This window comes from Microcoleus sp. B13-B6, assembly GCF_036705405.1.
GTDB lineage: Bacteria > Cyanobacteriota > Cyanobacteriia > Cyanobacteriales > Microcoleaceae > Microcoleus.
In genome coordinates this window covers 1-25,720 of record NZ_JAUBUJ010000115.1, presented here as the reverse complement: position 1 = coordinate 25,720, position 25,720 = coordinate 1, and the positions used below count along the sequence as shown (strand labels likewise).

General features: G+C 46.0%; 24 protein-coding genes and 1 other RNA gene. 9 read left to right on the top strand and 16 right to left on the bottom strand.

The window, feature by feature from the left end:
• Positions 1-355: 355 nt before the first annotated feature.
• Together QUB35_RS33520 and QUB35_RS33515 are read left to right on the top strand one after the other, a co-directional pair.
• Positions 356-499: a hypothetical protein gene (locus QUB35_RS33520; RefSeq protein ID WP_333103829.1), complete on the top strand. Its 144-nt coding sequence runs from the start codon at positions 356-358 to the stop codon at positions 497-499.
• A 360-nt stretch (positions 500-859) separates the two neighbouring features.
• Entirely contained in the window at positions 860-2,905 is a 2,046-nt protein-coding gene (locus QUB35_RS33515) for a sensor histidine kinase (RefSeq protein WP_333146474.1), read from the top strand.
• Positions 2,906-2,943: 38 nt separating this feature from the next.
• On the opposite strand, the gene QUB35_RS33510 is transcribed toward QUB35_RS33515, so the two are convergent.
• The 6 genes from QUB35_RS33510 to QUB35_RS33485 all read right to left on the bottom strand — a co-directional run bounded on the left by QUB35_RS33510 (position 2,944) and on the right by QUB35_RS33485 (position 11,978).
• Positions 2,944-4,191 (bottom strand): Gfo/Idh/MocA family oxidoreductase, encoded by a 1,248-nt coding sequence (locus QUB35_RS33510; RefSeq protein ID WP_333146472.1) that lies wholly within the window; start codon positions 4,189-4,191, stop codon positions 2,944-2,946.
• A gap of 219 nt (positions 4,192-4,410) precedes the next feature.
• The gene (rnc, locus tag QUB35_RS33505) at positions 4,411-5,115 is read right to left on the bottom strand and encodes a ribonuclease III (protein ID WP_333146470.1); all 705 of its coding nucleotides are present in this window, start codon (positions 5,113-5,115) and stop codon (positions 4,411-4,413) included.
• A 287-nt stretch (positions 5,116-5,402) separates the two neighbouring features.
• An RNA gene (gene rnpB, locus QUB35_RS33500) (RNase P RNA component class A) lies at positions 5,403-5,836 on the bottom strand.
• A 450-nt stretch (positions 5,837-6,286) separates the two neighbouring features.
• Positions 6,287-7,468 (bottom strand): magnesium/cobalt transporter CorA, encoded by a 1,182-nt coding sequence (gene corA, locus QUB35_RS33495; RefSeq protein ID WP_333146468.1) that lies wholly within the window; start codon positions 7,466-7,468, stop codon positions 6,287-6,289.
• Positions 7,469-7,544: 76 nt separating this feature from the next.
• Positions 7,545-11,780, bottom strand: coding sequence for a PAS domain-containing protein (locus QUB35_RS33490; protein ID WP_333146466.1), 4,236 nt, complete (start codon positions 11,778-11,780; stop codon positions 7,545-7,547).
• A gap of 72 nt (positions 11,781-11,852) precedes the next feature.
• On the bottom strand, positions 11,853-11,978 hold the full coding sequence (locus QUB35_RS33485) for a hypothetical protein (RefSeq protein WP_333146464.1): 126 nt from the start codon (positions 11,976-11,978) through the stop codon (positions 11,853-11,855).
• A 511-nt stretch (positions 11,979-12,489) separates the two neighbouring features.
• Between QUB35_RS33485 and QUB35_RS33480 the strand changes: the two genes are divergently transcribed.
• Complete coding sequence (locus QUB35_RS33480; protein WP_333146462.1) at positions 12,490-12,615, top strand: hypothetical protein; 126 nt, start codon at positions 12,490-12,492, stop codon at positions 12,613-12,615.
• Positions 12,616-12,640: 25 nt separating this feature from the next.
• Positions 12,641-14,128 carry a protoporphyrinogen oxidase gene (gene hemG, locus QUB35_RS33475; RefSeq protein WP_333146460.1) on the top strand — a complete coding sequence of 496 codons (1,488 nt, stop codon included), beginning with the start codon at positions 12,641-12,643 and terminating at the stop codon, positions 14,126-14,128.
• Between the two features lie 92 nt (positions 14,129-14,220).
• Here hemG and QUB35_RS33470 read toward each other — a convergent pair whose 3' ends face one another.
• From QUB35_RS33470 to QUB35_RS33450, 5 genes are all read right to left on the bottom strand, one after another.
• Positions 14,221-14,913 carry a response regulator transcription factor gene (locus tag QUB35_RS33470; RefSeq protein ID WP_333146457.1) on the bottom strand — a complete coding sequence of 231 codons (693 nt, stop codon included), beginning with the start codon at positions 14,911-14,913 and terminating at the stop codon, positions 14,221-14,223.
• 105 nt (positions 14,914-15,018) lie between these two features.
• On the bottom strand, positions 15,019-17,289 hold the full coding sequence (locus QUB35_RS33465; RefSeq protein WP_333146455.1) for a hypothetical protein: 2,271 nt from the start codon (positions 17,287-17,289) through the stop codon (positions 15,019-15,021).
• Between the two features lie 589 nt (positions 17,290-17,878).
• Positions 17,879-18,046 carry a photosystem II assembly protein Psb34 gene (gene psb34 / locus QUB35_RS33460; RefSeq protein ID WP_106333461.1) on the bottom strand — a complete coding sequence of 56 codons (168 nt, stop codon included), beginning with the start codon at positions 18,044-18,046 and terminating at the stop codon, positions 17,879-17,881.
• 69 nt (positions 18,047-18,115) lie between these two features.
• The gene (locus QUB35_RS33455; protein WP_333146476.1) at positions 18,116-18,922 is read right to left on the bottom strand and encodes a thiazole synthase; all 807 of its coding nucleotides are present in this window, start codon (positions 18,920-18,922) and stop codon (positions 18,116-18,118) included.
• 199 nt (positions 18,923-19,121) lie between these two features.
• A complete protein-coding gene (locus tag QUB35_RS33450) occupies positions 19,122-19,640 on the bottom strand; it encodes a CdiA C-terminal domain-containing protein (protein ID WP_333146453.1) in 519 nt (172 codons plus the stop codon).
• A gap of 45 nt (positions 19,641-19,685) precedes the next feature.
• Between QUB35_RS33450 and QUB35_RS33445 the strand changes: the two genes are divergently transcribed.
• A complete protein-coding gene (locus QUB35_RS33445; protein ID WP_333146451.1) occupies positions 19,686-20,387 on the top strand; it encodes a Crp/Fnr family transcriptional regulator in 702 nt (233 codons plus the stop codon).
• A gap of 251 nt (positions 20,388-20,638) precedes the next feature.
• Here QUB35_RS33445 and QUB35_RS33440 read toward each other — a convergent pair whose 3' ends face one another.
• From QUB35_RS33440 to QUB35_RS33425, 4 genes are all read right to left on the bottom strand, one after another.
• Positions 20,639-20,974 (bottom strand): cupin domain-containing protein, encoded by a 336-nt coding sequence (locus QUB35_RS33440; protein WP_333146449.1) that lies wholly within the window; start codon positions 20,972-20,974, stop codon positions 20,639-20,641.
• 92 nt (positions 20,975-21,066) lie between these two features.
• Positions 21,067-21,846: a methyltransferase domain-containing protein gene (locus QUB35_RS33435; RefSeq protein ID WP_333146447.1), complete on the bottom strand. Its 780-nt coding sequence runs from the start codon at positions 21,844-21,846 to the stop codon at positions 21,067-21,069.
• A gap of 46 nt (positions 21,847-21,892) precedes the next feature.
• A complete protein-coding gene (locus QUB35_RS33430) occupies positions 21,893-22,078 on the bottom strand; it encodes a hypothetical protein (RefSeq protein WP_333146445.1) in 186 nt (61 codons plus the stop codon).
• 165 nt (positions 22,079-22,243) lie between these two features.
• Positions 22,244-22,450, bottom strand: coding sequence for a hypothetical protein (locus QUB35_RS33425; protein ID WP_333146443.1), 207 nt, complete (start codon positions 22,448-22,450; stop codon positions 22,244-22,246).
• A 31-nt stretch (positions 22,451-22,481) separates the two neighbouring features.
• Between QUB35_RS33425 and QUB35_RS33420 the strand changes: the two genes are divergently transcribed.
• The 4 genes from QUB35_RS33420 to QUB35_RS33405 all read left to right on the top strand — a co-directional run bounded on the left by QUB35_RS33420 (position 22,482) and on the right by QUB35_RS33405 (position 23,839).
• Positions 22,482-22,892 carry an MAPEG family protein gene (locus QUB35_RS33420; protein ID WP_333146441.1) on the top strand — a complete coding sequence of 137 codons (411 nt, stop codon included), beginning with the start codon at positions 22,482-22,484 and terminating at the stop codon, positions 22,890-22,892.
• 196 nt (positions 22,893-23,088) lie between these two features.
• Positions 23,089-23,271: a hypothetical protein gene (locus QUB35_RS33415; protein WP_333146439.1), complete on the top strand. Its 183-nt coding sequence runs from the start codon at positions 23,089-23,091 to the stop codon at positions 23,269-23,271.
• A complete protein-coding gene (locus QUB35_RS33410; protein WP_333146437.1) occupies positions 23,240-23,602 on the top strand; it encodes a hypothetical protein in 363 nt (120 codons plus the stop codon). The genes QUB35_RS33415 and QUB35_RS33410 overlap by 32 nt, the downstream gene beginning before the upstream one ends.
• A gap of 51 nt (positions 23,603-23,653) precedes the next feature.
• Positions 23,654-23,839, top strand: a complete 186-nt coding sequence (locus QUB35_RS33405) for a hypothetical protein (RefSeq protein ID WP_333146435.1) — start codon at positions 23,654-23,656, stop codon at positions 23,837-23,839.
• Between the two features lie 143 nt (positions 23,840-23,982).
• Here QUB35_RS33405 and murD read toward each other — a convergent pair whose 3' ends face one another.
• Positions 23,983-25,329 carry a UDP-N-acetylmuramoyl-L-alanine--D-glutamate ligase gene (gene murD / locus QUB35_RS33400; RefSeq protein WP_333146433.1) on the bottom strand — a complete coding sequence of 449 codons (1,347 nt, stop codon included), beginning with the start codon at positions 25,327-25,329 and terminating at the stop codon, positions 23,983-23,985.
• Positions 25,330-25,720: the final 391 nt, after the last annotated feature.

The window sequence follows — 25,720 nt, the reverse complement described above, 5'->3', positions numbered from 1 at the left end:
TTGGGGATTTTTCTCAAAGCTTTGTGGGATACCACCATACTCTGGGACCTGTCTGATGAGTGTGCTATATTCAGATTGTTGCCGATTGTCGGGGATTGTCTGAATTAAAAGTATCAGATATCAAATATGCGTGATGATATCTCGGACGGTTGTTTGTGTAATAATACGTATAATTGCTAAAGTTTTTTTTCATCGATTAAGCTATGGAGATTATTGCCGAGACCGCGAATTTAGGGAGCGTGGGTGCACTGTTTGGGCCAAGGTTCCCCACATTAGGGTTGGCAGAGTCGATCGACAGCTCGATCGTCTCATTCTTTTTGTTTGACCGGTGAATTATTGTCACCGAATCAATCGGATGGCAAAAGAAATCTTTGACAGGATGCCAAATCTCGCATCGCCCATCTCTGGCCCATCTCTCGAAGGCATTCGGAAAGAAAAAGTCCGATCGAGCAGAATTCTCTCTGTGTACTACCCGGAGACAGAACTTTTTGCCCGTTAATTTAGGTGTCAGAGTGCATCTATGCGATTCTAGCTTCAAGCAACTGCGGTATCTCCACCCGACGCTTTTTGCAGCCTGAAAAATGGGCCCCTGGGCGATGGGGCGCAAGTCGAGCCAAGAATTGAAGAGGGAAGTGTGACCTAGATCACAGGCAGTTGCCAAACAAATTGCTAAGCCTCTTTAAGTCCACACACTTAGAATCGAGATTACTACAGTGGCTTCTATAATTGTGTTTAAATGTTGTTCTGAAGCTGTGTTGTCCAGTCAGCAGAGCCCCCTAGACAGATTCATGCTTTCGGTCTGGTTTATTTCACTGTAATGGTCGCTGTTGGGTGTTGCACCTTAATTTAGATATTTCCTATGGTTAAGTTAGGTCAATCCTCCTTTCGCCGTATTTTACTGTCGCGGATTTTGTTGCTCAGCGTACCGGTTCTACTGGTGGGGGAGTATGTTACCTATCGCAAGGCACGCTCGACACTTCTGGAAACTGCTCGTCAAAACTTGACAGAAAGTGCAGTCAGAAAAGCAGACACTATTGAACAGTGGGCGAAATCGCTGAAGTCGAATCTGATCGGCGCTTCCGAAAGCTCGATGTTGCAGTCGGTAGATCCGAAGGATTATCAAAAGTTTATCGCGCAATTAGGGCAGCGGTTGCCAGCGCAGGTTGATTGCTTGCAATTGACTAACTTAAAGACAAATCAAGTGATAGCAAGCACTTGCGGGCAGCAGCCGATTCAGTCGTTGCCGGCAAAATTTTGGCCGCCCGTACAGCAGCAGCAAACGCTGCTGGACGACAAGAGCGTTTACATCAGTCTGTCCTTACCTCCGCAGCGCCAGGCGACAGCAAACGATCAGAAGGTGGCTTTGGGGGCTGATGATTTTCCCGATGCGGGTAAAGAAGGCTCCGATAGCCAAGCGAGTTTGGTGTTGAGCGCTCCTGTTTACATTCGTCGGGGCAATACCCTGCAGTTGAGTTATGCTTTGAGTTTGCAGTCTGCCTTGCCTGTGCAAACCAGCGCTCCCAAGGGTTCTCTAGCCGGCTATACGGTGGCGATCGACCAAGATGGGACAATTTTGGCGCACCCTAATGTCAACCGCGTGGGCCGCAATATCGACCAAGAGGCAGATGCCGCTCGACTAAAAAGTATTGTCAAAAGGGCGATCGCCGGCGGAACAGCTTTTCTCCACCTATTTTCCTTTGAAAGAAATGGTGTAGAGTTGCTAGCAGGATACGCCGCTATCCCGAGTCCTTCAACTACACATGAGAACAGCAAGTGGATTATTTTAGCTGTCTCTCGTTTAGATTACGCTCTCTCAGGTTTGGAAGAAATTCAGCAAGTTTTATTTAATTTAATTGTAGGTTTGGTTGCTGCTAGTATCATCGCGACTTTATATCTGTCTCGCGACTTGGCGCGTCCTGTGGAAAAACTGAGAGACTACGCCATGAAAGTAGATACGGAAGCGTCGCAGACAGTGCCCCAAGATTTCCAAATTAGGGAATTTAATCAACTATCAGAAGCACTAAACAGCATGGTGCAGGGCCTCAGATCCAGGGCAAAAGCATTGGAAGTCGCCACCAAGGAAGCGCAAGTTGCCAATCAATTAAAAAATGAATTTTTGGGCAATATTTCTCACGAATTGAGAACGCCGCTCAACGGGATTATTGGTTTTATTCAAATTGTGCGGGACGGCTACTGCGATGACCGAGATGAAGAAATGGAATTTTTACAGCGCGCCCACGACTCGTCCATGCAATTGCTCAATATTATTAATGATATTTTGGACATTGCTAAAATAGAAGCCGGCACCTTTTCCATGATGTTAGAAGTAGTTGATATTACTCAGGTACTTGAAGACGCGATTGATTTGCAAGCGGCTCAAATTGAGGAAAAAGGCTTGAAGTTAAGTTTGCCAGATCCTCACGATCCGATTATTGTTCATGCCGATCCAGAGAAGCTCAAACAGGTGTTTTTAAATGTTTTGAGCAATGCCGTTAAGTTTACAGAGTCGGGCAGCATTAGTATATCTGTGCGGCTAGAATCGAGGACTAATTCTGCTAGTTTTAACGGCAGTGGGGAAAGTAAAACGGGTCCCAGCGGTCAAAGCGATTGGGTGGTGGTGACAATTAAAGATACAGGAATTGGTATCGATCCCGAGCACCAGCAGAAATTGTTTCAACCTTTTGTGATGGCTGATGGTTCTACAACTCGCAGGTTTGGCGGTAACGGTTTGGGCTTGGCTATCTCGCGAAGGATAATGGAATCTATGATCGGAAGCATTACCCTGCACAGCGCAGGCGTGAATCAAGGTACTATGGTGATGATTTCTTTGCCTGTCAATCAGCAGTCAAATTTTTATTTTCACAGCCCGGACTTAGTAACGGAAAAGGGAAATTTCAAAAGTTGAGGACTGATTTTCCCAATCTCAAATCTAAAATCTCAAATCTAAAATGGTATTAGGGGCTGTCCGCCGAGTTCGAGGGATTTGCTCAAAGTGCTGAGAATGCGGATTAATTCGACGGAGGCCGCGCCCGAAGAGGTAAGACAGGGGGTATTAGTTTGCACGCAGTTGAGGAAGCGATCGCACACTCGCCTCAGCGGTTCTACTTGTTCTAAACTCAACACTTCGCGGTGTCTGATGCTTTTTGGCTGCGGCGCGATCCTCTTCGTTGGCGTAGCCCCCGTAGGGGCGGGCTTCGCTAACGCACTTTCAAAAGAGTTATTCTCTTCCCCTCGCCAATCTGAATTGCCGCGCTGCAAAATCAGGGGAGTTTCTGCCGACATTTCGTCAAAAATCAAGGTTCCCAAACTGCCAACAACTGTTAAGCGCCGTTGTTTGTCGGGATTTAGCCAGCACAGGTGAATAAATGCTTGAAATCCGTCGGGATAGGTGAGCGTTACCCAAACTAAATCTGCTAGTTTTTCTGCAGGATTAGTAGTCACCAGTGAAGGAGCAAATTGATTTTCAATTTCTGCAGCTTCTGGATTTATTCCTTCTTCCTGGTTCGCTCTTCCTTCTTCCTTGTTCCTTCTATCCTTTACATCCGTTACATCCGTTACATCCGTTACAGAATCCGTTGCCGAACTTCCTTCTTCCTTGGGAAAAACAGTGCCGATCGCCCTTACTTCAATTGGCGTTTGTTCCAACAAAGTATTGAAAATAGCGATATCGTGAATCGCCAAGTCCCACAGGGCATCAACGTCATGGCGAACCGGTTCAAAATGGGTGCGCTGGGCGTAACCGTAGCGCAATTTTCCGAGTTGATGCTGTTGAATAATTCTTTGGCCTCGATCGACTGCTGGATGAAACAGATAAGTGTGGTCAACGAACAGTTGCCGCTGCTGTTTTTCGGCTAATTGACAGAGTTCTATTGCTTCAGTCAGGTTGAGGGCGAGGGGTTTTTCGGCTAAGACGTGGTAGCCTTGTTTCAGCGCTGCTGCTGCGAGGGTGTAGTGTGTGGAAGCTGGAGTAGCGATCGCCACAGCTTGCAGTCCCGGCAAGGCTTGCACTTGAGACCAATCGGTAGCTAGAATCACCGAGGCATCCAGATTAAACTGTTTTTGAACGGCCGCCAATGAATCTCGATTCGGGTCTACCACCGCTAAAACTTGGCTATTGGGATGTTCGAGAAAGTTGCGAATTAGGTTAACTCCCCAGCGACCGGCACCCAATACAGCTATTCCGATTTTCATTAATTATAATTTCAAAAATCGCACAGTAATTATAGCATATTTTGTTATTATTATCTATGTTTTAACTCAAAAAAATCACTGTTGACTGTTGAATGTTGGCAGTAGTTATTGGTTATTGCTTATGGGTTATTGGTAGCAGCTAACAAATAACCAATAACTGATAACACCAGTCAACAGTCAACCGTCAACAGTCAACAGTCAACAGCCAACAGTCAACAGTCAACTGTCAACTAATTTATTGAAAGCTGCCTGAGCCGCTGCTTGTTCGGCCGCTTTGATCGATCGACCTTTTCCCTCTGCTACCAACTTTCCCTGAATGAGAACTTCTGCGGTAAAACGATCCTCCCCGCCCTGCACTGTCCCGGTTTCTTGCACGCTATATTTGGGCAAAGTTTTGTATTTGCCTTGAGTCAACTCTTGGAGAGCAGCTTTGTAGTTTTGGCGGGCCGGATCGCTGCGGATTTCCGCCGCTAGGCGTTGAAAGTGAGAATCTAGCCAAGGGCGAATTAATTCTAACGTCTGGGTACTCAAATAAAGCGCAGCCAGTACCGCTTCCAAAGCATCTGCCAGCCGGGGTTCAGCGCCTGTTTTGTCTGCGGCGGCGCTGCTGGAAACAATTAAATAGCGATCGAACCCGTAACTTTCAGCGATTTTAGCAAGAATGCGATCGCTCACCAAGATCGATCGAATAGCAGCAAATTCCCCCACTGTACAGTCAGGATAAATCTCAAACAACAATTCCGACGCAGCCAGCCGCACGACTGCATCCCCGACAAACTCTAGTTGCTCGTAATTTGCCTTAGCTGACGCGCTCGCATGAGTCAAAGCTAAATCGAGGAGATGCCATTTTATCGAAGCATTCTTCGTCAGTCCCAATTTTTGAATTAATGTTTCAAGTTGCTTTTGGCGACCCGGATAAATCATACCATTTTAGATTTTAGATTTTAGATTTTAGATTTTAGAAGTGGGAATCACGGATGACTATCCGGGTTTGGAGCTTTTCAAAAGTTGCATTATTTTTTTTAACTGGTATCAGATTCATATTAATAAAAAAAAATTAGTTGACAGACTAAATATTCCTCCCGGTGCTTATGGTGCACCTTACCCAAAATCTTCCTCCGGGTGTGCAGTGCACACCTTTCCCAACATAAAACAGGTCGAAAGGATTTGTTGACCTGATTCCCAAGCGGTAATTTTAATTAAATGGGGGGGGAAAAAGTCGGACATAAGCCGGGTTCTGTTCTCTCAACTGCAAGCAGTTTTCGAGGGCAGTTATCTATCTGGGACGCCTGTTACCAGACGCCTCAAGCGGTACCAAAAAACGGAACTGGTAAAAAACCAACCATAGTTCCTCCGACCTTGCTCCCAACTGGGGTTTACCGAGCCAGCACCTCTCGATGCTGCTGGTGCGCTCTTACCGCACCTTTGCACCCTTACCAAATTAGTGGTTGCTTCCCAGTCAAAAATCCTCAGTTACTTCCTAATGACCAATGACTGCTGACTAATGACTAATTGGCGGTATCTTTCTGTGGCACTATCCTCACGATCGCTCGCACTGGGCGTTACCCAGCAAGTTTGGTTTTTCGGGAGCCCGGACTTTCCTCAGACAAGCTTCCGCTAATCCGCAACCGCCTGCGCCTACTTTTTCCCCAGATTTATTGTACGCGATCGTTCGTCAATCAATTTGGGATTTGAGATTGAATATTTTAACTTGTCGGCCACTTAATTTGGACATTTGTGTTTATTCTCACATCTGGCACTGTTGTCAATAAGCTTTTTATGAACAGGCTTTCCGGCCTGTTCCACAATAAAATTCATCTCTTGTGGAACAGGCCGGAAAGCCTGTTAAGCGAGAATGGTGCAACATCTCAGTTTATTCAAACTCTTGTACGGTGGGCCCGAAAGCCCGCCCAACAATTAAATTTCCCTGCAACTCCCCTTAAAATCACTCACGGATGAATCTGGAGGCCCAAAAGTTGGGAATTATCATGCCAGGATTTATGGCAGGGATTCAACTAGGGGCAGGAAACCTTTTTACATAAAAGGATTTTGGATTTTTCAATCTTCAATCCCCAATCTCAAATCTTCAATTCGGTTACTTTAATGAGTCATCTTTCACAGTAGAAAAATTATCAAACCAGCCGCGTCGCCAGAAAAAGTAAACTAAACCAGAGGCGATTCCTACCATCACCGCCCAACAAAGCGGATAGCCAAAATACCAATTCAGTTCCGGCATATTCCAAGGCGATTTCTCTGTATTGAAATTCATCCCGTATACTCCCGCCACAAAAGTTAGAGGAATAAAGATACTCGAAATCACCGTCAGCAATTTCATGATTTCATTCATTTTATTACCAACCGAAGACAAGTAAACATCCATCAAACCAGAAGACAACTCTCGATATGTTTCCACCATATCCATCACCTGCACTGTGTGATCGTAACAGTCGCGCAGGTAAATTCGCACCTCTGGACTAATCAAATCACTGCTATCTCGAATCAAAACATTAATTGCATCCCGCTGCGGCCAAATGGCGCGGCGCAGAGTCAGCAATTCTCGCCGGATTTTATAGATTTTTTCCAGGGTTTTGCGGGTGGGGTTCACCACCACTTCATCCTCTAATTCTTCAATGCGCTCTCCATAAACTTCTAATACAGGGAAGAAGCCATCTATAATCGAATCTAACAGAGTATAAGCCAGATAATCGGCTCCGTGTTTGCGAATAGTTCCTTGTCCTTTACGAATGCGATCGCGCACGGGTTCAAAACAATCATAGTCCGGTTCTTCCTGAATAGTTAACAGGTAATGTTTCCCCAAAATTAAACTAACTTGTTCTTTATGAAAATTCTCTGAATTCGGCTTAAGTATCACCATCCAGGCAATGATTAAAATGTGATTTTCGTAATCTACAACTTTTGGGCGCTGTGGGACATTAACCACATCTTCTTGAGCCATAAGATGCAAATTAAACACTTTACCCATTTGGCGCCAAGTTTCTTTGTTTCCTAACCCCAACATATCAACCCAAGAAACAGATGCTGTATCTAAATAGGCCGAAGCGTCTTGAGGATTTGCCAATTTACCGCGAGTTGCGGCTGTTTCGCAATAGTCAATTAATACAATCTCCGGAGGCGGCGCATCGGGTTCTAAGTCGAGAGTTCCCGGCGGAGCCCCCGGATCGTCATAAAAATAGTCAACGTAGGAATCATCATCATCCTCATCATCTTTAATTGGTTGTGCAACTGCATTAGAAGTATGTATGCTTTTGTATACCATGCTAATATTCCTGACTTTTACAACCTTTAATTAGATTATCATTTTTATGGTGCAACTACCACTTACCAATGACTCATTACCTCTGCCGAATTGGAATCTCGATCGCAAATTCAGTTCCCTCTCCCGGCGCCGAAATGCACTGCAGCGTCCCTCCGTGTCTTTCCACCACAATCTGATAGGAGATAGACAGTCCCAAACCTGTACCTTTGCCTACTGGTTTAGTAGTAAAAAACGGGTCAAATACCCGACATTTAACAGACTCTGCCATTCCACACCCGTTATCGGAAATTACGATCGCCACCCGATTATTCTCCAACACCTCCGTGCGAATCCGAATCCAAGGCAATGTGTCACAACTTAAAGGTAAACTAGCAAAATCTTGCCCTTCCTCTTCCACATAAGTCGCCAATTCCCACTTCCTCTGCCTGACATTCGCTAAAGCATCAATAGCATTATTTAAAATATTCATAAACACTTGATTTAACTGTCCCACGTAGCACTGTATCTGCGGCAATTTCCCATATTCTTTAACTATTTGAATAGGACGATTTCTACCATTTTCTTTAATCTTGTGTTGCAAAATTAACAGAGCACTCTCTATTCCTTCGTGAATATTAACACGCTTAAGATCGGATTCTTCCAGGCGGGAAAAGTTACGCAAAGACAGAACTATTTGGCGAATTCGATCGGCTCCCGTTTGAATTGAAGTCAGCAGTTGCGGGAAATCCTCTTTCATGAATTCCAGTTCTATTTCTTCTGCCAAATCTTGGATAACCGCAACAGGTTCCGGGTAGTATTCCTGGTACAAACTGCACAGTTCCAGCAAGTTTTTGGCATACTCACTAGCGTAAGTGATATTACCGTAAATAAAACTGACAGGATTATTAATTTCGTGAGCAATTCCCGCCACTAGCTGTCCCAAACCCGACATTTTTTCCGCTTGAATTAGTTGAGCTTGAGTCCTGCCTAATTGTTTCAATGTTTGCTCTAGCTGGCGATTTTTATGTTTTAATTGAGCTTCGGCTTGTTTGCGCTGGGTAATATTGCGGGCTAGAATAATAATCTGATCGGAATTAAACGGCAACAGTCGGGCTTCATAAGTTTTTTCTCCTTCCGACATGGAAAGCGAATATTCTATATCGATTGAATTTCTGGTTGCGGAAATTTCAAAGATTGCTTGGGCAAATTGACCGGCGACATTGGGTGGCAATATGTCTGTGATGCGTTGACCAATAAAATGTTCGGGAGGTACGTATAAACTCGAAGAAGTTCCTGACAAATAATCCACGATTATACCGTCAGCATCTAGTCGAAAATACAAATCAGGCAAAGCGCGAAAAACAGCTTCTAACTCTAAAGTTTTTTGGCGCAATGCTTCCTCGGCGTAGTACCGATCGCTAATATCAAAAATCACCCCGTCCAAATAGCAAACGTTTCCATCTGCGTCGAACACAGGAGAACCTTTATCCCACACCCATTTAACCGTGCCGTCTGCTGCTAGCAAGCGGTATTCCAAGTTATAAGACTCTTTGTTTCCTATGGCTTGCCGAATAGTTGCTTCTACTTTGGCCAAATCTTCCGGGTAAATAATGCTAGCAAAAGTCCGGCATCTCCTGTCCAAAAGCCAAATAAAATCTGCCGCATGGTAGCCCGTTAATAAGTAAACGGCATCGCTAATAAAATTAGTCGAAAAATCGCACCTCCAGCGATAAACCACTCCGGGAATATTAGCTACCAAAGACCTAAATCTGGATTCACTTCTACGCAAAGCTGCTTCCGATTCATGTCGTTCGGTAATATCGTGAGCGAAAGCTAGCACTGCAAATACATTACCTTCAGCGTCGCGCAGGGGAAGTTTTTGGGTATCAAAAATATGTACTGAACCGTCAGCAAGAGTTGCCGGATCGCAGGGATTGTGGATGATTTCGCCGGCCAGTACAGCAGAGTCGTCTGTGCGGAAGCCTCGGATATTTCTGGCCCAATTCCCAAACACGAGTTCTTCTGAAAATCCTAATTCTAAATCTGATTTGCCAATTATCTCTTCGACTGTTTTGCCGATCGCTTGAGCGAAACTCCTGTTGGCCAAAATACAGCGAAAATTTTTGTCTTTGGCCAAAATCCAGTCGCTAGTTTTGTCTATTACTGTACGCAGGAGTTGTTCTGAACGTTCGGTTTTTTCCAAAGACGCCTGCAGTTCTAGTTCTAGGCACTTGCGACCAGTAATGTTTTCAAAAGCAACACCGACGCAGTTGTTGGGTAATGGAAAAGCTTTAATAGAAAAAGCGCGAGTTATTCGACCCCCTTCATCGCACTCAATATCTTCAAGTTCTACGGCTTTCTGGGTGCGAATTACCGAAGCAAATGCTTGGGGAATATTTTTCGCTCGCAGGTGGGGAAAAATCTCGTCGATTGTCATACCCAAAACATCCGCCATTTCTAATCCGGTAAATAGGGTAGCTGCAGGATTGGATGCGATCGCCCTGAGAGTGCTGTCATCGTCTATATTTTCTAAATGGTAGACGTACAAACCAATTTGCATATTCTCGACAATTTGGTCGTAGAGGCGCACGCTTTCGTCTACCTGCCTGCGTTCGGTAATATCTTCAGTAATCCCCAAAACGTACTGAGGACGGCCTGTGGCGTCGAGAATTGGCACTTTGCGGGTGTGCAGTATTCTCATACCTTTGTGGCGAGTTTGGATCGGCTCTTCGCCTATGTCTTTAACAGTAGATTGGTTGTGCTCACCGGTCAATATTTCCCTGTCTTGAGCAGTAAAAACATCAGCTTGTTCTTTGGGGTAAATATCGTAGTCATTTTTGCCGATCGCCTCTTGAGAAGTAACACCTGCGATCGTTTCTCCCGCTTTATTCCACAGCACAAATTTCAGCGAAGAAGCATCTTTAGCAAAAACTCCCACCGGCAGATTTTCTACTACGGAATTTAGAAACCCTCTAGCTGATTTTAATTCAGCTTCTGAACGCTTGCGTTCGATGCCTAAAGCAATGACATCCGCAACCGATGCTAAAGTTTCCTGAAACGGTGCTGTCAGCGGCTGGCTGCTGATAATTACCATTACTCCCACCAGCCGTTCTTCGACTATTAAAGGGTAGCCGGCGAAGGTGAGAATTTGCTTGGGAATTGGGCAATTTGTCGGCTTTTGACTGGCATTGATAATTGCTACTTCGGAACTTTGCTCATCTGTTGCTTTTGCGGATTCTTCCTCTGGGAGTCCAAAATTGTTCAGTTCAAATCCGCAGTCAAATTCCGGTTTTTGCTGTTTGGCTATAAAGTTAACCTTACTTTCAATAAACCTAGCCCGATCGTCTGTGCGGCTGTAGATTCCCGATGCTGCTTGCAATTGGCAAACATTATGTTGAGAGTTGAAAGTCCAAATTTCAGCCGAAGCGACATCGAGATTTCGCACCATTGCCTCGCAGCAGGGAAGCAGGATATCTTCAGGGTGTTTGGTGAGGGCAATACCCACATCGGCTACCATTGCTGTGAGGCGAGAAGCTTGGGCTTTTTCTGCTTCCAACCGTTTGCGATCGGTGATATCTTCCACCAAAGAAAGCACGGTAAAAGTGTCGCCGCTGCGAATAATCGAGTTGAACCAGCGACACCAAATTACCTGTCCGCTTTTAGTATAGTTGCGGTTAATTGAAGTATTGCCGTTGCCAGTGGCTAGTTCAAGCTCGATCGCGCTTACAGCCTCTCGATCTTCCTCGCAAATCAAAGCCAAATCGCCGAACTGCTTGCCCATCATATCATCGGCTGTCCAGCCAAAGATTTCTTCGGCACGTTTCGACCACTGAACTATCCGAAAATCTTCATCCCAGCCCACCATTGCCAGGGGACTGTTAGCTGCATTCAACCACAGTAAATGGTTCGATCGGCGCAACTGTTGAGTTTTCTGCTGCTGCCAGCGGTAATGCCTGGTGATATCTCTACCGACGCCCAAAACCCGCATCTGCTTGCTAGAGGCATCCACCGCTGGCGTGTAAGCAGTTTCGTAAATTTTAATCCCGCCGTCTGCCGTCGTCACCTCATGAATTGCCAGCCTTGTTTCCCCGGTTATAAATACTTGTTGCAGGCAGGAATCAATCTGCGAAATTATATTTTTGACAGCAGCATTATTGGGATATAATTTTAATAATTCCTGATTAGTTTTGTTGACTATTTCAGCCGGCTCCAATCCCATCCAAGCAGCAGCGACTGGATTGATCGATAGGTAATTTTGCTGTCGATCGCACTCTAGGAAAGCATCAACAGAGTTAGAGAAAAAAGACTGAAACGAGTTGATAACTTCCTGCATGGGTATTTTTTCATGAGAAAAGCTTAGTATTGTGGAAACCTCGTGTCTTTAGACTCATATGTTGCCCCATTTTCAATAAGCTTTTATGGGCGGGCGGATGCCCAACCCACAAGAAATTAAATCTTTGTGGAACAGGCATCTTGCCTGTTCTTGAGAATGGTGCAAGATGTGAGTAGACCGATCGAGGAAAACACTCATCAGGCAGTTTTAACCGCCTTGAATATTGATTATTGCTAGAGGGGGCTACTTCGACACTTGGTACTTTTATGATCTACTTTCAACGGAAGAATTACCGTTTCAAATATTTCACGCGCGATCGCCTAGCAGCTTGGGCTTACACCCATATTTTTGATAACGTAATCAGTTAAGACGATAGCTAGTCAACTTTCTCTTTTGATTAGGGCATAAAGCCCCATCTGTTGAGAGCGGGGTGCTGACTTGCTTAAGCTCTAAAATTTTCCTAAAGTTAGTTTAACCCACTCAAATCTTTTTGGACACTTTACTACTGCGTTTCCCAGTGCAATTTTCGGCGCTGTTCCCTATAATACAAAAATTTTAAATAAATAGTATTTTTGGGAATATAGCTTAATAACAGCAGATGGTCTTTTTTTACACCAGACCCAGCGGATACAAAAGCGAGATGGATAGACGGGGAGACGGGGAGGTGGGCAGAGGTTAATCCACAACCTGCGAGAAAAATCCTTAAGAAATGCCCGACAGCTTAGTGATTCCCAATTCCCAATTCCCGATTCCCAATTCCCAATTCGGTAATCTGAAAGCGGTTTGGCAGTACCCGAAGCAAAGAACGCAAGCCGTGCAAAGCCATGTAACATAAAGATTGCGATATTTTTCTATGTAATATGGAACTATTAGATACCTTGATTGTGGGTGCGGGTATTAGCGGTTTGAGTTTGGCGCACGCACTTCACAAGGAAGCAACGAATCCATCCTCGCTAAAGATTTTAGTCGCTGAGAGTCAGGGACGTGTGGGCGGGAACATCACCACTGTGACAGCGGGGGGGTTTCTCTGGGAGGAGGGCCCGAACAGTTTTTCGCCGACGCCGGAATTGATGAAGTTGGCTGTAGATGTGGGATTGAAGCAGGAGTTGATTTTTGCCGATCGCAAATTGCCTCGTTTTGTGTATTGGCAAAAAAAGCTGCAACCGGTGCCGATGACTCCACCGGCGATGATTCAGTCTCAGTTGCTGAGTTTTCCGGGGAAACTGCGGGCGTTGTTCGGGGCTTTGGGGTTTGTCGGGCCGGCAATGGGCGCTGGACTTTCGCAGCAGCGTGACGAGGAAACTGTTTCTCAATTTTTCCGCCGTCATCTGGGCCAGGAAGTGATGCAGCGGTTGGTGGAACCTTTTGTTTCTGGGGTTTATGCGGGCGATCCGCAACAACTTAGCGCGGCGGCGGCTTTTGGCCGGGTAGCAAAGATGGCCGATCTGGGTGGCGGGCTGATGGCGGGGGCGCTGCTTTCTGCTAGGAAAAGACCCCCCCAACCCCCCCTTACCAAGGGGGGGCTAAAGACTGTTGCAGACCCGAATGTGCCTAAGACTAGGCCGGGGGAGTTGGGTTCGTTTAAACAGGGGTTGAAGGCTTTGCCAGAGGCGATCGCTGCTGAATTGGGCGATCGAGTGAAACTCAACTGGCACTTGACTCGCCTCCAGCGTACACAACGCGAAACTTACATTGCTGTATTCTCGACGCCCGACGGACAGCAGGAAGTTGAGGCGCGTACCGTGGTTTTGACCACACCGGCTTATGTTACAGCCGATTTGTTGCAGCCTCTGCAACCAGAAGTTAGCAGCGCTTTACAAGCTTTTACTTATCCTACGGTTGCCTGCGTTGTGTTAGCATATCCGCACTCTGATGTCAAGGGTAAATTAGTAGGTTTTGGAAATTTAATTCCGAGGGGGCAGGGAATTCGCACTCTGGGGACGATTTGGACATCGAGTTTATTTGCCGATCGCACGCCTGCGGGCTGGCACACTCTCACCAGTTTCATCGGCGGGGCTACAGACTCGGAAATTGGCAATCTCGACTCAGAAGAAATCGTTCGGGAGGTGCACCGAGATTTGTCTCGGATTTTGCTGAAACCAGATGTGCCGCAGCCAAAAGTTTTAGCGGTGAATGTGTGGAAGCGGGCGATTCCTCAGTACAATTTGGGGCATTTCGATCGCCTGCAACAAATCGATGAAGGCTTAAAATCTTTGCCTGGGCTGTATTTGTGCAGTAACTACGTTGGCGGCGTGGCTTTGGGAGATTGCGTGCGAAGGGGTTTCGATCTTGCACCAGAAGTGGGCGAGTATTTGCAGAACAAACAATCAGATACTCGATCGATCTGAATTATGGCGTGGGAGGGCGGGTTTACGAATATCGAGGATGTGAATCAGAGATATTGGTGAACCCGCCCCCTAGATCGGAATGGCGGATGCTACTAGGTTGTTGGCTCAAACTTGTAACCCACCCCCCGGACGGTTTGAATCATCGATATTTGAGTGGCATCTGGTTCAATTTTGCGGCGAATTTGACCGATATGGACATCCACCACGCGATCGGCTCCTACATACTCGTAGTCCCACACTTCATGCAGCAATTCCGATCGCCTCCAAACGCGACCGGGTTTGCTGGCCAAACAGTACAGCAGATCGAATTCTAAAGCAGTCAAAGCAACTATCTGACTGCCGAGAATTACCTCGCGGCGAACCGGATCTATTAGTAGCTCTCCAAAAGTAAGACTTTGTTGTTCGGCGGGAGTAACAATGCGTTTGCGCTTCAAAATTGCTGCAACGCGAGCTCCAATCTCTACAAGACTAAAAGGTTTAGTAATGTAGTCGTCAGCACCTTCGGCAAACCCTTTCATTTTGTCAGCTTCATCGGTTCGGGCAGTCAGCATCAACACAAACACGCCCGTGCGTCTTTGCATTTCTTGACACAGTTTGTAGCCAGTTGTATCTGGTAAATTTACATCTAGAACTACTAAGTCAGGATTGAGTTGCTCAAATAATTCCAGACCAGTCTCACCGTCCTCGCCAGACTCAACTTGATAACCTTGCTGGCTCAAAAAACGGTGAATTAAATTTCGGATTGCCGGGTCGTCATCAACCACAAGGATTTTTACAGGGGCCATGACCACAAGTTTGCTTGAAGAATTAGGCAAGAAGATTCAGCCATAATAATAGAAAACTGGATACAAATCTCGAAAAAATTGAGCTTTTAATAGTTATAGCCATATTTATAACCTACGCAAGATTTCGGGCAATAAATCTCCGGGAACTTTGGATAAGGCTAAATTTTGGCCGGGCAGCCCACATTCACTATAGAAAGCTCTAATCGTTTTGACAATATAGCTCAATGCTGTTTGCCGGGAATCAGCAGCTTGGGAGTTTGCCGGGGCTTGCAGGTTGAGTTTATCCCCATATGTTAACCCTTTGTCATTGAGATATTGTCCCCATTCGGCGCACACTTGCAACTGGTGGTGCAGTGCTGCTTCTAGATGCCTTGTCTGTGCGACTTTGTTAGCGGCGAAATCTGGGTCTGTGGCTAGTTGATAGTGGGCTAGTCCGAGATTGTTACGGGCGGCCAAGGCGTCAAAAGTGAGTTTGGTTCGATCGATCTCTCCGGCAATATCCAGGGCGGCTTCGTAGGCGGTAATCGCCTGCTGCAATGATTCCGTCCGCGCCTGTTTCTGCTGGAAGTGGTTCGCCAAATGCCAATAAGCGGTACCGAGATTATTGTAGGTGGCGGCTGCTGCTGCGGGTACTAATTCTCTGGTGCGGTATTTCAATGCTTCGCGGTAGGCGGAAATCGCCCTGACTAGCAAGGGTTCTGAGGGTTGGTGCTGGGCGAGGTTCCAGCAGGCGGTACCGAGGTTGTTTTGCACTCCGGCATAGTTGAGGGGTTCTCGTTCGGGACTGTAACAGGAGAGGGCTTGGGTGTAAGCTGCGATCGCACTTTGGAGATATACGATCGGCTCACCATCTTGAGCTAAATTCCAGTATGCTGTCGCCAAATTATTCTGAGCAGCAGCGTACTGCTGAGGCTCCACGGCGGGGTCTAGATCCAGCAGCGCTTGTTGGTAAGCTGCAACTGCGTGCTGCAAGTTCTCTGTCTTGTCTCGATAGCGGGCTAAATCGGCCGAGGCGATTCCCAAATTTTTGTTTAATCTAACGCGGGTTTGGGGTACGGTTTCGGCATCTGTTCGGTTCAAACCTTCAAGGTAGAGGGCGATGCTGCGTTCAAGGCTGGATACTGGATCTGAGGCGTTGAGGGCATTGGTGCGATCGCGCGACAGCATCCAGTAGAGAGTACCGAGATCGTTGAGCAAATCGGAAATTGGCGGTAGGCTGTTGGACTCCTGGGCGTACTGAGTTAAATTTTCTGTCAATTGGGCAATCAGCCGCGCGCATTCCTCAGTTAGTGGTTGATTTTGCTGCGAGTTACTGTCAACGTCGAGATAGGCAATCACTTGTTCGATCGCGCGAATGGCGATTGTCAGGTTTTGCTCTGAAACGTCTCCGCCCAGAATGCGATCGCGGTAGTAATTTCCCAAACCGTGATAAGCCAAAGCCAATGCTTCGGAACAACACTGATGTTCTTGCAGCAGTTCGATGTATTGCAGGGTTTGCAGCGGCAGAAAATTCTCCTCTGATGCAGCATCATTTTCTGCTTCCAAATCCTCTGAAGCCGCTGCTAGCACCAAATCTGCCAGTTGGACGGATTTAGAATCTGGCGCTGGGGACGGGGGATGGGAAATTGGTGGGGATTGTTCCTCATCTGTCAGTTGGACGGATTTAGAATCTGGCGCTGGGGACGGGGGATGAGAAATTGGGAATTGTTCGTCGGGAATTGGGGATTGTCCAGACAAAGAAGATATTAAAAGTTTGTTACCAAAGTCTCCGCTGTCCCGCAAGTTTCGCAAGTCTCCTGAGTTCCCGAAGTCCTCAAAGTGCCCGAAGTCTTCCTTAGCTGGAGTTGGTTCGCCTTCAAACTCAAATACTCCGGTTCGCCAGTGCCAAAATTCTGGTGCCGATTGCTCGATCGAACTTAGCCAGGGCCGCGACACCCACAGCAACAGAGCAGACTCGCACAATTGCAGGTTTGCTTCAATGTCCCTCAAATAGCTCAGGAACGACCACTGCACGGCTGCTGACTGCCTGGTCAGGTGTTCTGCCCCGATAATTTGAAATCCCGGCAAACGGCTGTAGCTGCCTCTGTTTTGTGGCGGTGGGTGTTGGGTCAGCCACGCGGCGATCGAACCCCAAGGATTTGGATCGCTCAAGTCGAGTTCCAAACTGACAAATCGGGGGTAGTCGATCCGAGGATCGGAGCCTGCGCTCTCTGCGACTAATTCTGTGTGCAAGCGGGCTGCCAGACAGTCCCGCAAGCACAAGTCGTCGCAGGCGGCGATAAAAATTTGACGGCGTAAATTGAGGTCGATCGCCTGTTTCAAGCGTTGGTAGATCAGCTTGTTCGAGCTAGAAACTTTTTGGGAAGGAATAGACATCAGGATCAGCCGATTTTAGATTTTAGATTTTAGATTTTAGGTTTTAGATTTTGGATTGTAGATTTTAGATTGTAGAGTTGAGAGTTGAAATCTCGATCGCTCATAACTCACAACTTGCGCCCCGAAGGCAGTCAATCGATTTGAGATTTTAGATTTGAGATTTTAGATTGAAGCCTTGACCGCACGGATAAATTCGGGGGCTCCTTTATCGGATACAGGTTTTTTATTTCTGGGCCCTGAGTCTGCTTTCGGAATGAATCCGGGGGCTTGTATCCTGGATGCTTGATTGTCAATCGCACCGTTGATGACTAAAGGAGTGTAGATTTTCAATTGGCAATTTTATGTGGGTGGCAAACCAGTGTGATTAAGTGCAACCCAAGTCCCTGAACCCGACAGCCGAGAGGAAAACACCAAATTTATGCTGGTCTTATTTAGCTTTCCAGCTCGCTCGGCACGCTTCAGGATTGTCGCAACTCCCTGCTTTGTATTGAAACACAAAAACCATGTTGCCTTGGGAAAGGAAAACATGGTTTCTCGAAGGATTATTTAAAATTGCGATTTGAAGCAGCTTTGAGTCTCAGGCCAGTTTTCAGACGGAGGCAGCCACGTACACCAAACCGGCGACTAACATGGCTGCTGCAATACCCATGATGATGTAGTTGCGTTGCTGATTTTTGTTGGGAGGTACGGCTTCATACACCTTCGGCTCTTTAGCAAAGTTGTTCAGGCGTCCATCGTCATCTTTGATGTAAGGCATCAGTCACAATCCTTAATATTTTTGATGTTTACAACTCTACCAAAAAAGCGCCCAGGAAAATTCAGGAATTTATTTGGATGTGACAGTGCCTGTTTGCGGAGAAGAGGCGATCGCGTAATCTTTGATCGGCATTCTGCCTGCTAAGTACGCCATCCGCCCCGCTTCTGCCGCCATTCCCATTGCTTTTGCCATTGCTGGGGAATTTTGGGCATTGGCGATCGCGGAATTAATCAACAGTGCATCGGCTCCCATTTCCATTGCTCGGGCTGCTTCGCTGGGCGTTCCGATCCCCGCATCGACAACCACAGGAACATTTACCGTGTCAATAATTATTTGAATGTTGGCTGCATTGTTGATCCCTTGCCCTGAACCGATGGGCGAACCTAAAGGCATGACTGTCGCACAACCGACTTCTTCTAGGCGTTTTGCTAGCAGGGGATCGGCATTGATGTAGGGCAAAACGGCAAAACCTTCTTTAACTAATTGTTCTGCCGCTTCCAAAGTGCCGATCGGATCGGGCAGCAAATATTTAGCATCGGGAATCACTTCTAATTTGACAAAATTATTGTCTTCTTGCCCTAAAAGTTTCGCCATTTCCCGGCCTAAACGAGCTACTCTAATTGCCTCATCTGCAGTTTGACAACCGGCAGTATTTGGCAGCATCCAGATTTTAGTCCAATCGAGAGCCTCTGCCAATCCTTCATGACCCGGAGCATTTGTTTGCACTCGCCGCACAGCCACGGTAACAATTTCGCACCTGCTAGCGTTGACACTTTGCTGCATTTCTGCGATGCTGCGATATTTTCCCGTCCCCGTCATCAAGCGAGAATGAAAAGTTTTGCCGGCAATAACCAGAGGTTTGTCTAAAGATGGCATTTCTGTATCTACTGGATAGCCAAAAATGCTGTACTCAAGTGCCTCTTCCCAGTTTTTTCTGCCTCCCAGCATTGCTTCAAGCTGCCAACCTTCTTTGATAGTTAGATCGTCGCGGGTAACAGCATATAAAATTTGCCCTACAGTAATTAATTTAGCATCTCGCGGCATATTATTTTTCAACCCGCACTCTACGATTTCTTTAAATTCGCTGAAATGGTCTTCCATTTTGCCAGTCTTCCCTTGTAATGAGTTGAATTTGTTTGCTGTTGGCAACAAAAAATATTTGTTGAATCTGATTTTGGGTATCCCAAAACAGACCTTGTTTGATGCCAGCGTTGATTTTCCAGACATCGTAATTTTCTCGGTTGATGTGAAAAACAACTACTGATGCACCTTGATTTTTGGCCCTGCTGATTCCTTCTTGAACTCGATACCTGATGTTCCTCGTAGATTCTGTTAACTCCTTAAATTCGCAAATCTCACCGTCTATCTCAGCATCGGGCGTTCTCACACCCTCTGCTGCTTGCTCGCTCAACATTCTAACTCTCTTCCCTATTTTAGCCAAAACTTCAGCCAGAAAGATTTCCGAATTATTAAGATTATGTTGTTGGTGAATTAGCACAAATCCGCCAGCTATCTCATCAAAATAATATCGCCGATATTCTGGTTCTGCATTTTCGTAGATGGCTCTGCTTGTTTCGATATATTCTGAATTCACCGTTACTATACTCTCAATGGACTCGGATCGGGTAGAGTTAAAGGTATGAAAGCAAATGTTGAGCAACTGGCTAAAATTGGAATATTTACCAGCTTAAACCAAACTGAATTAGAGCGATTGCAAGAACATACAGCAATTCGCACTTACCGACAGGGAGAAGTTGTGATGTATGAGGGCGATCGCATCCCCGAAAAATTATACACTCTTTTGAGCGGTTCTCTGCGGGTTGCAAAAACAGCGACGGCGGGCAAAGAAACAATTCTCCGCACTTTATTTCAGGGAGATATTTTTGCCGCACCTGCTTTGCTAGGCAACGGCATTGCCCCCGCAACGGTGACTGCAGAAACAGATGTGGAAGTTCTTACCACAGAACGGGAATTTTTGCTAGCAGCAATTCGGGAAAATCCTGAGATTGCCTTGCGAATATTGGCGGTGTTTAATCAGCGGTTGCAGCAACTGCACGAGACTGTGCACGGTTTGGTGTCGGAAAGGGCGATCGTGCGGCTGGCCCGATTTATTCATTACTTTGGCGTCGAGCAAGGTACGAAGCTTGCGGATAATAGTGTATGTTTAGAAAAACGTTTTCCCTACTATCAAATTGCTCGCAGTATTGGAATTACCTACGAAGAATGCGTGCGGTTATTTAAGAAACTCAAGCCGTTTGTCTCCTACAGTCGAGGCGGTAAAATTATTGTATTGGATTGGGAAAAATTGGAGGATACCGCCTCTGGAGATGAAATAGACTAAATGTTAAAATCCCAATTCTTGTAGGGGCGGGTTTTACCAACAATTTACGTCTCAAACTAACAATCTCGTAAACCCGCCCCGCCCCAACTGATGATGCTACGGGACATGATTTCACAAACAATATTTGAGTGCAACTCACTATCTATATAAACCCGCCCCGATTCACGGGCTGTGGGGGGCGGGTTTATGAGATTATTGATTTTAGGCAAGTATGGTTGGTAAAACCCGCCCCTACAGCAATATTTATGGAATTAATGAGGCTCGGAAAGTGTCAAAATAAACGCCAAATTTTCTTCGGCTTTCAAAGCGTGAAGAGCGTGACCGGGCATGAAGACAAATACCCCCGGTTCCAAAACAATATCCTTGCCTTCCAAAGTCAAAATACCCTTTCCTTCGATGACATTAACTGTGGCATTCCGTGCCGAAGAGTGTTCCGAAATTTCCGTTCCTGCAGCCAGACAAAATAAACTGTACTGACAATTATTGTCTTTGACTAAAATTTTGTTCAGCACTCCGGCGGCGGGATATTCAATTGCGTCTCGGAGTTGGATTGCTGAAGATTGTAGCGGTAAAAGAGTAGTAGTCATAGTTTTTGACAATTAATTAATTTGGTCACAAGTCTCGAATTTATCAGTGGCTTCACTTTCTTCCATCGAAAATCGAAAATCGATTGAGTCGGTTAAGATTGTTTTTTGGCAGAGATAACGATGTAGCCTAGATCCTGTTGGTAATGCTGGAAAACTCGACGCATTGCTAAGATACGATCGCGAATTTGCGATCGACTTAAAATATTCCACAAAATCCGCACAGTACCCACAAACCCTTCATCTTGCAGCATTCGCGACAAGTTGAGGAGCCCCATCGCCCCGCTTTGACACTTTTCTACTTGCAAACCCGCGTTTTGGCAAACAGCAATCCAGCCAGACTCAGACAAAGGCGTTGAATTAGCCCGCGTCACTTCTGATAAAGCTTTGTGAATTTCTGATTCTCGGTTTCTAGCTAAAAGTTCGTGAGAAAGAAACTTGCCGCCTGGTTTTAAACGATCGCAAATTCCCGATACAATTTTAGCTTTGCCTGACGGCGACTGCATTGTCAGGATAGCTTCAGCCAACACCCAATCAAACTGTTGGGAAATCCGATCCAAGTGAAAAATATCTCCTTCCACAATTTCCACTCGATCGCTCAAACCCGCTGCTGCAACATTAGCACGAGCGCGGGCCACACTCTCTGGATTTTTCTCCACTCCCACTACTTTTACGCCAAAACGTTCAGCAAGGGCGATCGAACTATATCCAAAACTAGCAGCCAACTCCAAAACAGTCTCCCCAGGCTGAAAATCCGCCCATTCAAATAACTGTTCCGTAGCAAGTTTTCCCCCCGGCCTCAGCATTTTCTTGCCAGCCGCCGCGAGCACTTCATGTCCCGGTGCAGTCTTAAAATTCAGAGCAGTATTGGTCATTGAATTGACCTCCTATTTAACCTTACTCTCAGTTTGCCAAATTTTCTCAAATCTTTCTATGATCTAGCTCATATTCAAATTCTCGTAGGCTGACGAACCCTACAATATCAGGAATTATACCATGTCCGCCCATCAACAATTCGGGCTGTTTTTGATTGCCAACAATGCTTTCTGTCGAAAGCACAAAACCCGTACTCGTTTTAGTAGAACTTATTTCTGTTAATCCTGCCAACGAATTAGAGCTAAATAATTAACTTTTGTTGCGGTGGAACAAGCCTATGCAGGTGCAGTCAGTCGATTTTAGATTTTAGATTTTAGATTTTAAATGTGAGATTTGAGATTTGAGATTTGCTCTACAGATAAATCTTGGAGGTTGAATAAGAGTCTAAAATTTGGGCTACTCACGACAAGAGTCGCGGGTTTGTATCCCTATGCAGGTGCGATCAAAAAAAATCAAAATCCCAGCCAGCAAGTTTTCGAGGATGTCCCGGAACTCTAAAGCAATTGCCGCGCCACTAATACCCAGCAGTTGCATCACATCCCCCGCTTTGAATGACGGGAGGGCGATGAATGACGCGATCGGCAATAATTGATTTATAATCAAGATATATACTCCACCCCAATCATACCGAATCATGCTCGCAGAAGCAAACGCCACACTTTGGCCTAGTCTAATTACTGTTTCAGCATTAATTCTCTACTTCGTTGTTACCATCAACGTCGGCAGAGCTAGATTCAAATACAAAGTTTCTCCCCCGCAGGTGACAGGAAACCCAGACTTTGAGCGAGTGTTGCGAGTTCAGCAAAATACCTTAGAGCAAATGATTCTATTTTTGCCCTCGCTGTGGCTGTTCTCGCAATTTATCAGCCCAATTTGGGGCGCAGGTATCGGCGCAGTTTGGATAATTGGACGCATTTTGTTTGCTTGGGGTTACTATCAAGCTGCCGAAAAAAGAGCGGCAGGATTTGGCATTAGTACCTTAGCTACTTTAGCTTTGCTTGGTGGTTCCTTAACTGGCATAATTATGTCGCTGCTGAAGGTTTGAGCGTAGCTTCCGATAGACATAATTGTTTTTCTACTCGTTTTACTCGTTACCAGGCTCTGCCTGGTAACGCAGATCCGGAGGCTCAGCCTCCAATTTTCCTGCTGAAAAAGCGAGGCAGAGCCTCTCGACAGCGGTTCCCTGGCAGAGCCTGGGAACCAGTTAAATCCAAGTCTTTCAATCACCTTCAGGAGTAAATATGTCAGAAACCAACAAACCCGTATTTGAAATTAACCCGAAACTTTTTCAGCAGCTTGTCGAGTGGCAAGAAAAACTTGAACGAGAAGATGAATTAGCAAGCGAGTCAGAAAACGAGAAACTAACTGAGGTAAAAACTCCTCCCGACAGTGATGAACAGCATTCTCAAACAGATAATTTCTAGCTGGTGGCTAGCAGCATCTTTGGGATTTCCGGCTGCTGTCTCGGCTCAATCGCTGACGCCTAGCCAAATTCAGCAAGTCAATAGCGGTTTGTTTCGTTCTAACTCTCAAGATTTCTTTCAGCAAGGAAATCGCCAACTGGAAAGAGAAATCGCAATCTTGTTGCAAAAAAATGTCGCTTCCGAAGACCAGATTCTGGAGATTGATGAAAAATTGCGCTCTCAGCTTTGTAGGCAAGAATTTAAAATATCGTCGTCGCATTCTGATACAATAAGTGCTGCTCAGATTGCTGATTTTCAGAGCCAATTAAAAGACATTTGCAGACACAATTAAAATGAAAGTGAGGTCAATATTCAAACTTTAGTGCGAATGGATAAGGAGGCAATGGCCAAGTTAAAAACAGCCATGCTGGAAGCGGAAACCGCTGCTCATTTGGCAGCAATCATTATTGATTATACTCATGAGGAAATAATGATAGTTTTTTCTGAGCTAGAATGGGAACAGCAGGCGAGAATTAAGGATATTTGGAAGACAGTATGGACGGGGGGGGTTTATGAAGATTATGGTTAGCCAATTAAAGATGTTGGTGAACCCGCCTCTTGTATCTTGAAAGCGGTAGATTGTGATTGACAGTTGGGTGGGGGCGGGTTTACGAGATTATTGGTTTTAGGCATAAATTGTTGGTGAACCCGCCCCTACGCGATTGGTGTCCGTTAAATCAGGGATTCGAGGCATAATTGGCGGAAATGATCGCCCCGTTGCTCGAAGTTTTGGTATTGATCGAAGCTAGCACAGGCTGGGGAAAGCAGCACTACTTTAGCATGATTTTGTTTGCCTAATTCTGCCGATCGTGGGATTGCTCGTTCCATTGTTTCGACAATTTCCCAAGCGTTGTAATTTGCTTGTGTGAGCCGATCGGCAAAAAGACTCGCCGCATCCCCAATTAGCAGCACCGCAGCAGCTTTCGCCTTGATTGTATCAATCCATGCGCGATCGTCCCCTTCTTTGGCGTCGCCGCCCGCAATTAAAATCGCCGGTGCGCTCACAGAAGCCAACCCGACTTGCGCGGCGTCATAATTAGTAGCTTTGCTGTCGTTGATGAAATCTATGCCTTCCCAAGTGCAGATGTGTTCGAGGCGGTGCGAAACTCCGGGGAATTTAGCGATCGCCCGCGCGATCGCACTTTTATCTATCCCCGCCAAATTAGCTGCCGCTACCGCCATTAACAAATTCTGCAAATTGTGTTCTCCCACCATCCGCAAAGAATCAGCAGGTAGAATTTTCTCGCTTTGAGCGATTACCCAACCATCTTGAATATAGGCTCCAAAATCTGTATTTCCCAACAAATCTTTTTCACCTTTGACACTCGTCCAACACGCATCCGGCCAAACGTCAACTCCTTGCTGCCGCAAACAAGGATCGTCGCCGTTAATTACTTGCAATTCCGACTTTTTCAGCAAATGCGCTTTAATGTTGTAGTAATTTTCTAAAGTTTTGTGGCGGCTGAGGTGATCCGGCGTCAAAGTCGTCAAAACTCCGATGCGCGGCGCTACAAACGGCGAGGATTCTATCTGATAGCTGCTGATTTCTGCGATTACCCAATCCGGCTGTTTTTCGGCTAAAGCTAATTCGCACGCAGCATAGCCAATATTGCCGCAAGCGGGAGCATAAAGCCCGGCCTCTGCAAAAATAGCAGCAATTAAAGCAGTAGTAGTAGTTTTGCCGTTAGTGCCGGTAATTCCCACCCAAGGAGATTTGAGGTAACGCCACGCGAGAGCCATTTCTCCGATTGTTTCAATGCCTAACTCTCTGGCGCGCACTAATGCTGGACTGTCCCAGGGAACACCCGGACTTACTACTATTAATTCTATAGATTCGACTGGTTCAAAAGATTTACCTAACTCCACATGAATTCCTTCGTTAGCGAATTCCTGTTGTTGTTCGAGCAAGTTTGGGGAAGATGAGCGATCGCTCAGCGTTACTTCCCATCCTTCGCGTTTTAGCAGTCTGGCGGCGGCAATTCCTGATTTTCCTAGTCCAATGATATGAGCTATCGGCATAAGTTGTGTGTGTGATGGAGCGAACTTCCCTGGTTTTATAAGTTTATATCTTAACCTTGAATTGGTTGTTGACTATTGGCCATTTAGCTTATTTTTTAAGAGAGCGATCGAACTCTGCCCAGACGCGCGCGGTTCGGCAATAATCCTAATAGATTTACTCGTTTTATTGGTAAGCTTTAATGTTATTGGGAGCGATATTTTTAACAAGTAGGTTTCTCAAGTTGGTTTGCCTACAGGCTCGCCCGTTGCCTCCCAAGGCCCGCCAGGGGTTGAAAACCCCTGTCTAACAGCTAAAGTCAGTTAAAACTGAGATATTGCACCATTGTCAGCAACAGGCAAGATGCCTGTTCCACAAAAGATAAATTTTCTTGTGGAACAGGCATCTTGCCTG

Excerpts from the sequence above, each read along its gene's own strand:
- QUB35_RS33410 (WP_333146437.1), top strand. The coding sequence starts at position 23,240 with ATGAACAGCATTCTCAAACAGATAATTTCTAGCTGGTGGCTAGCAGCA.
- QUB35_RS33470 (WP_333146457.1), bottom strand. The coding sequence starts at position 14,913 with ATGGCCCCTGTAAAAATCCTTGTGGTTGATGACGACCCGGCAATCCGA.
- QUB35_RS33485 (WP_333146464.1), bottom strand. The coding sequence starts at position 11,978 with ATGAGTGTTTTCCTCGATCGGTCTACTCACATCTTGCACCATTCTCAA.
- corA (WP_333146468.1), bottom strand. The coding sequence starts at position 7,468 with ATGGTATACAAAAGCATACATACTTCTAATGCAGTTGCACAACCAATT.
- QUB35_RS33465 (WP_333146455.1), bottom strand. The coding sequence starts at position 17,289 with ATGTCTATTCCTTCCCAAAAAGTTTCTAGCTCGAACAAGCTGATCTAC.
- QUB35_RS33480 (WP_333146462.1), top strand. The coding sequence starts at position 12,490 with ATGCCCGACAGCTTAGTGATTCCCAATTCCCAATTCCCGATTCCCAAT.
- QUB35_RS33445 (WP_333146451.1), top strand. The coding sequence starts at position 19,686 with ATGAAAGCAAATGTTGAGCAACTGGCTAAAATTGGAATATTTACCAGC.
- murD (WP_333146433.1), bottom strand. The coding sequence starts at position 25,329 with ATGCCGATAGCTCATATCATTGGACTAGGAAAATCAGGAATTGCCGCC.
- QUB35_RS33415 (WP_333146439.1), top strand. The coding sequence starts at position 23,089 with ATGTCAGAAACCAACAAACCCGTATTTGAAATTAACCCGAAACTTTTT.
- QUB35_RS33510 (WP_333146472.1), bottom strand. The coding sequence starts at position 4,191 with ATGAAAATCGGAATAGCTGTATTGGGTGCCGGTCGCTGGGGAGTTAAC.
- QUB35_RS33515 (WP_333146474.1), top strand. The coding sequence starts at position 860 with ATGGTTAAGTTAGGTCAATCCTCCTTTCGCCGTATTTTACTGTCGCGG.
- QUB35_RS33440 (WP_333146449.1), bottom strand. The coding sequence starts at position 20,974 with ATGACTACTACTCTTTTACCGCTACAATCTTCAGCAATCCAACTCCGA.
- QUB35_RS33405 (WP_333146435.1), top strand. The coding sequence starts at position 23,654 with ATGGCCAAGTTAAAAACAGCCATGCTGGAAGCGGAAACCGCTGCTCAT.
- QUB35_RS33520 (WP_333103829.1), top strand. The coding sequence starts at position 356 with ATGGCAAAAGAAATCTTTGACAGGATGCCAAATCTCGCATCGCCCATC.
- psb34 (WP_106333461.1), bottom strand. The coding sequence starts at position 18,046 with ATGCCTTACATCAAAGATGACGATGGACGCCTGAACAACTTTGCTAAA.
- QUB35_RS33435 (WP_333146447.1), bottom strand. The coding sequence starts at position 21,846 with ATGACCAATACTGCTCTGAATTTTAAGACTGCACCGGGACATGAAGTG.
- QUB35_RS33455 (WP_333146476.1), bottom strand. The coding sequence starts at position 18,922 with ATGCCATCTTTAGACAAACCTCTGGTTATTGCCGGCAAAACTTTTCAT.
- QUB35_RS33490 (WP_333146466.1), bottom strand. The coding sequence starts at position 11,780 with ATGCAGGAAGTTATCAACTCGTTTCAGTCTTTTTTCTCTAACTCTGTT.
- rnc (WP_333146470.1), bottom strand. The coding sequence starts at position 5,115 with ATGATTTATCCGGGTCGCCAAAAGCAACTTGAAACATTAATTCAAAAA.
- QUB35_RS33420 (WP_333146441.1), top strand. The coding sequence starts at position 22,482 with ATGCTCGCAGAAGCAAACGCCACACTTTGGCCTAGTCTAATTACTGTT.
- hemG (WP_333146460.1), top strand. The coding sequence starts at position 12,641 with ATGGAACTATTAGATACCTTGATTGTGGGTGCGGGTATTAGCGGTTTG.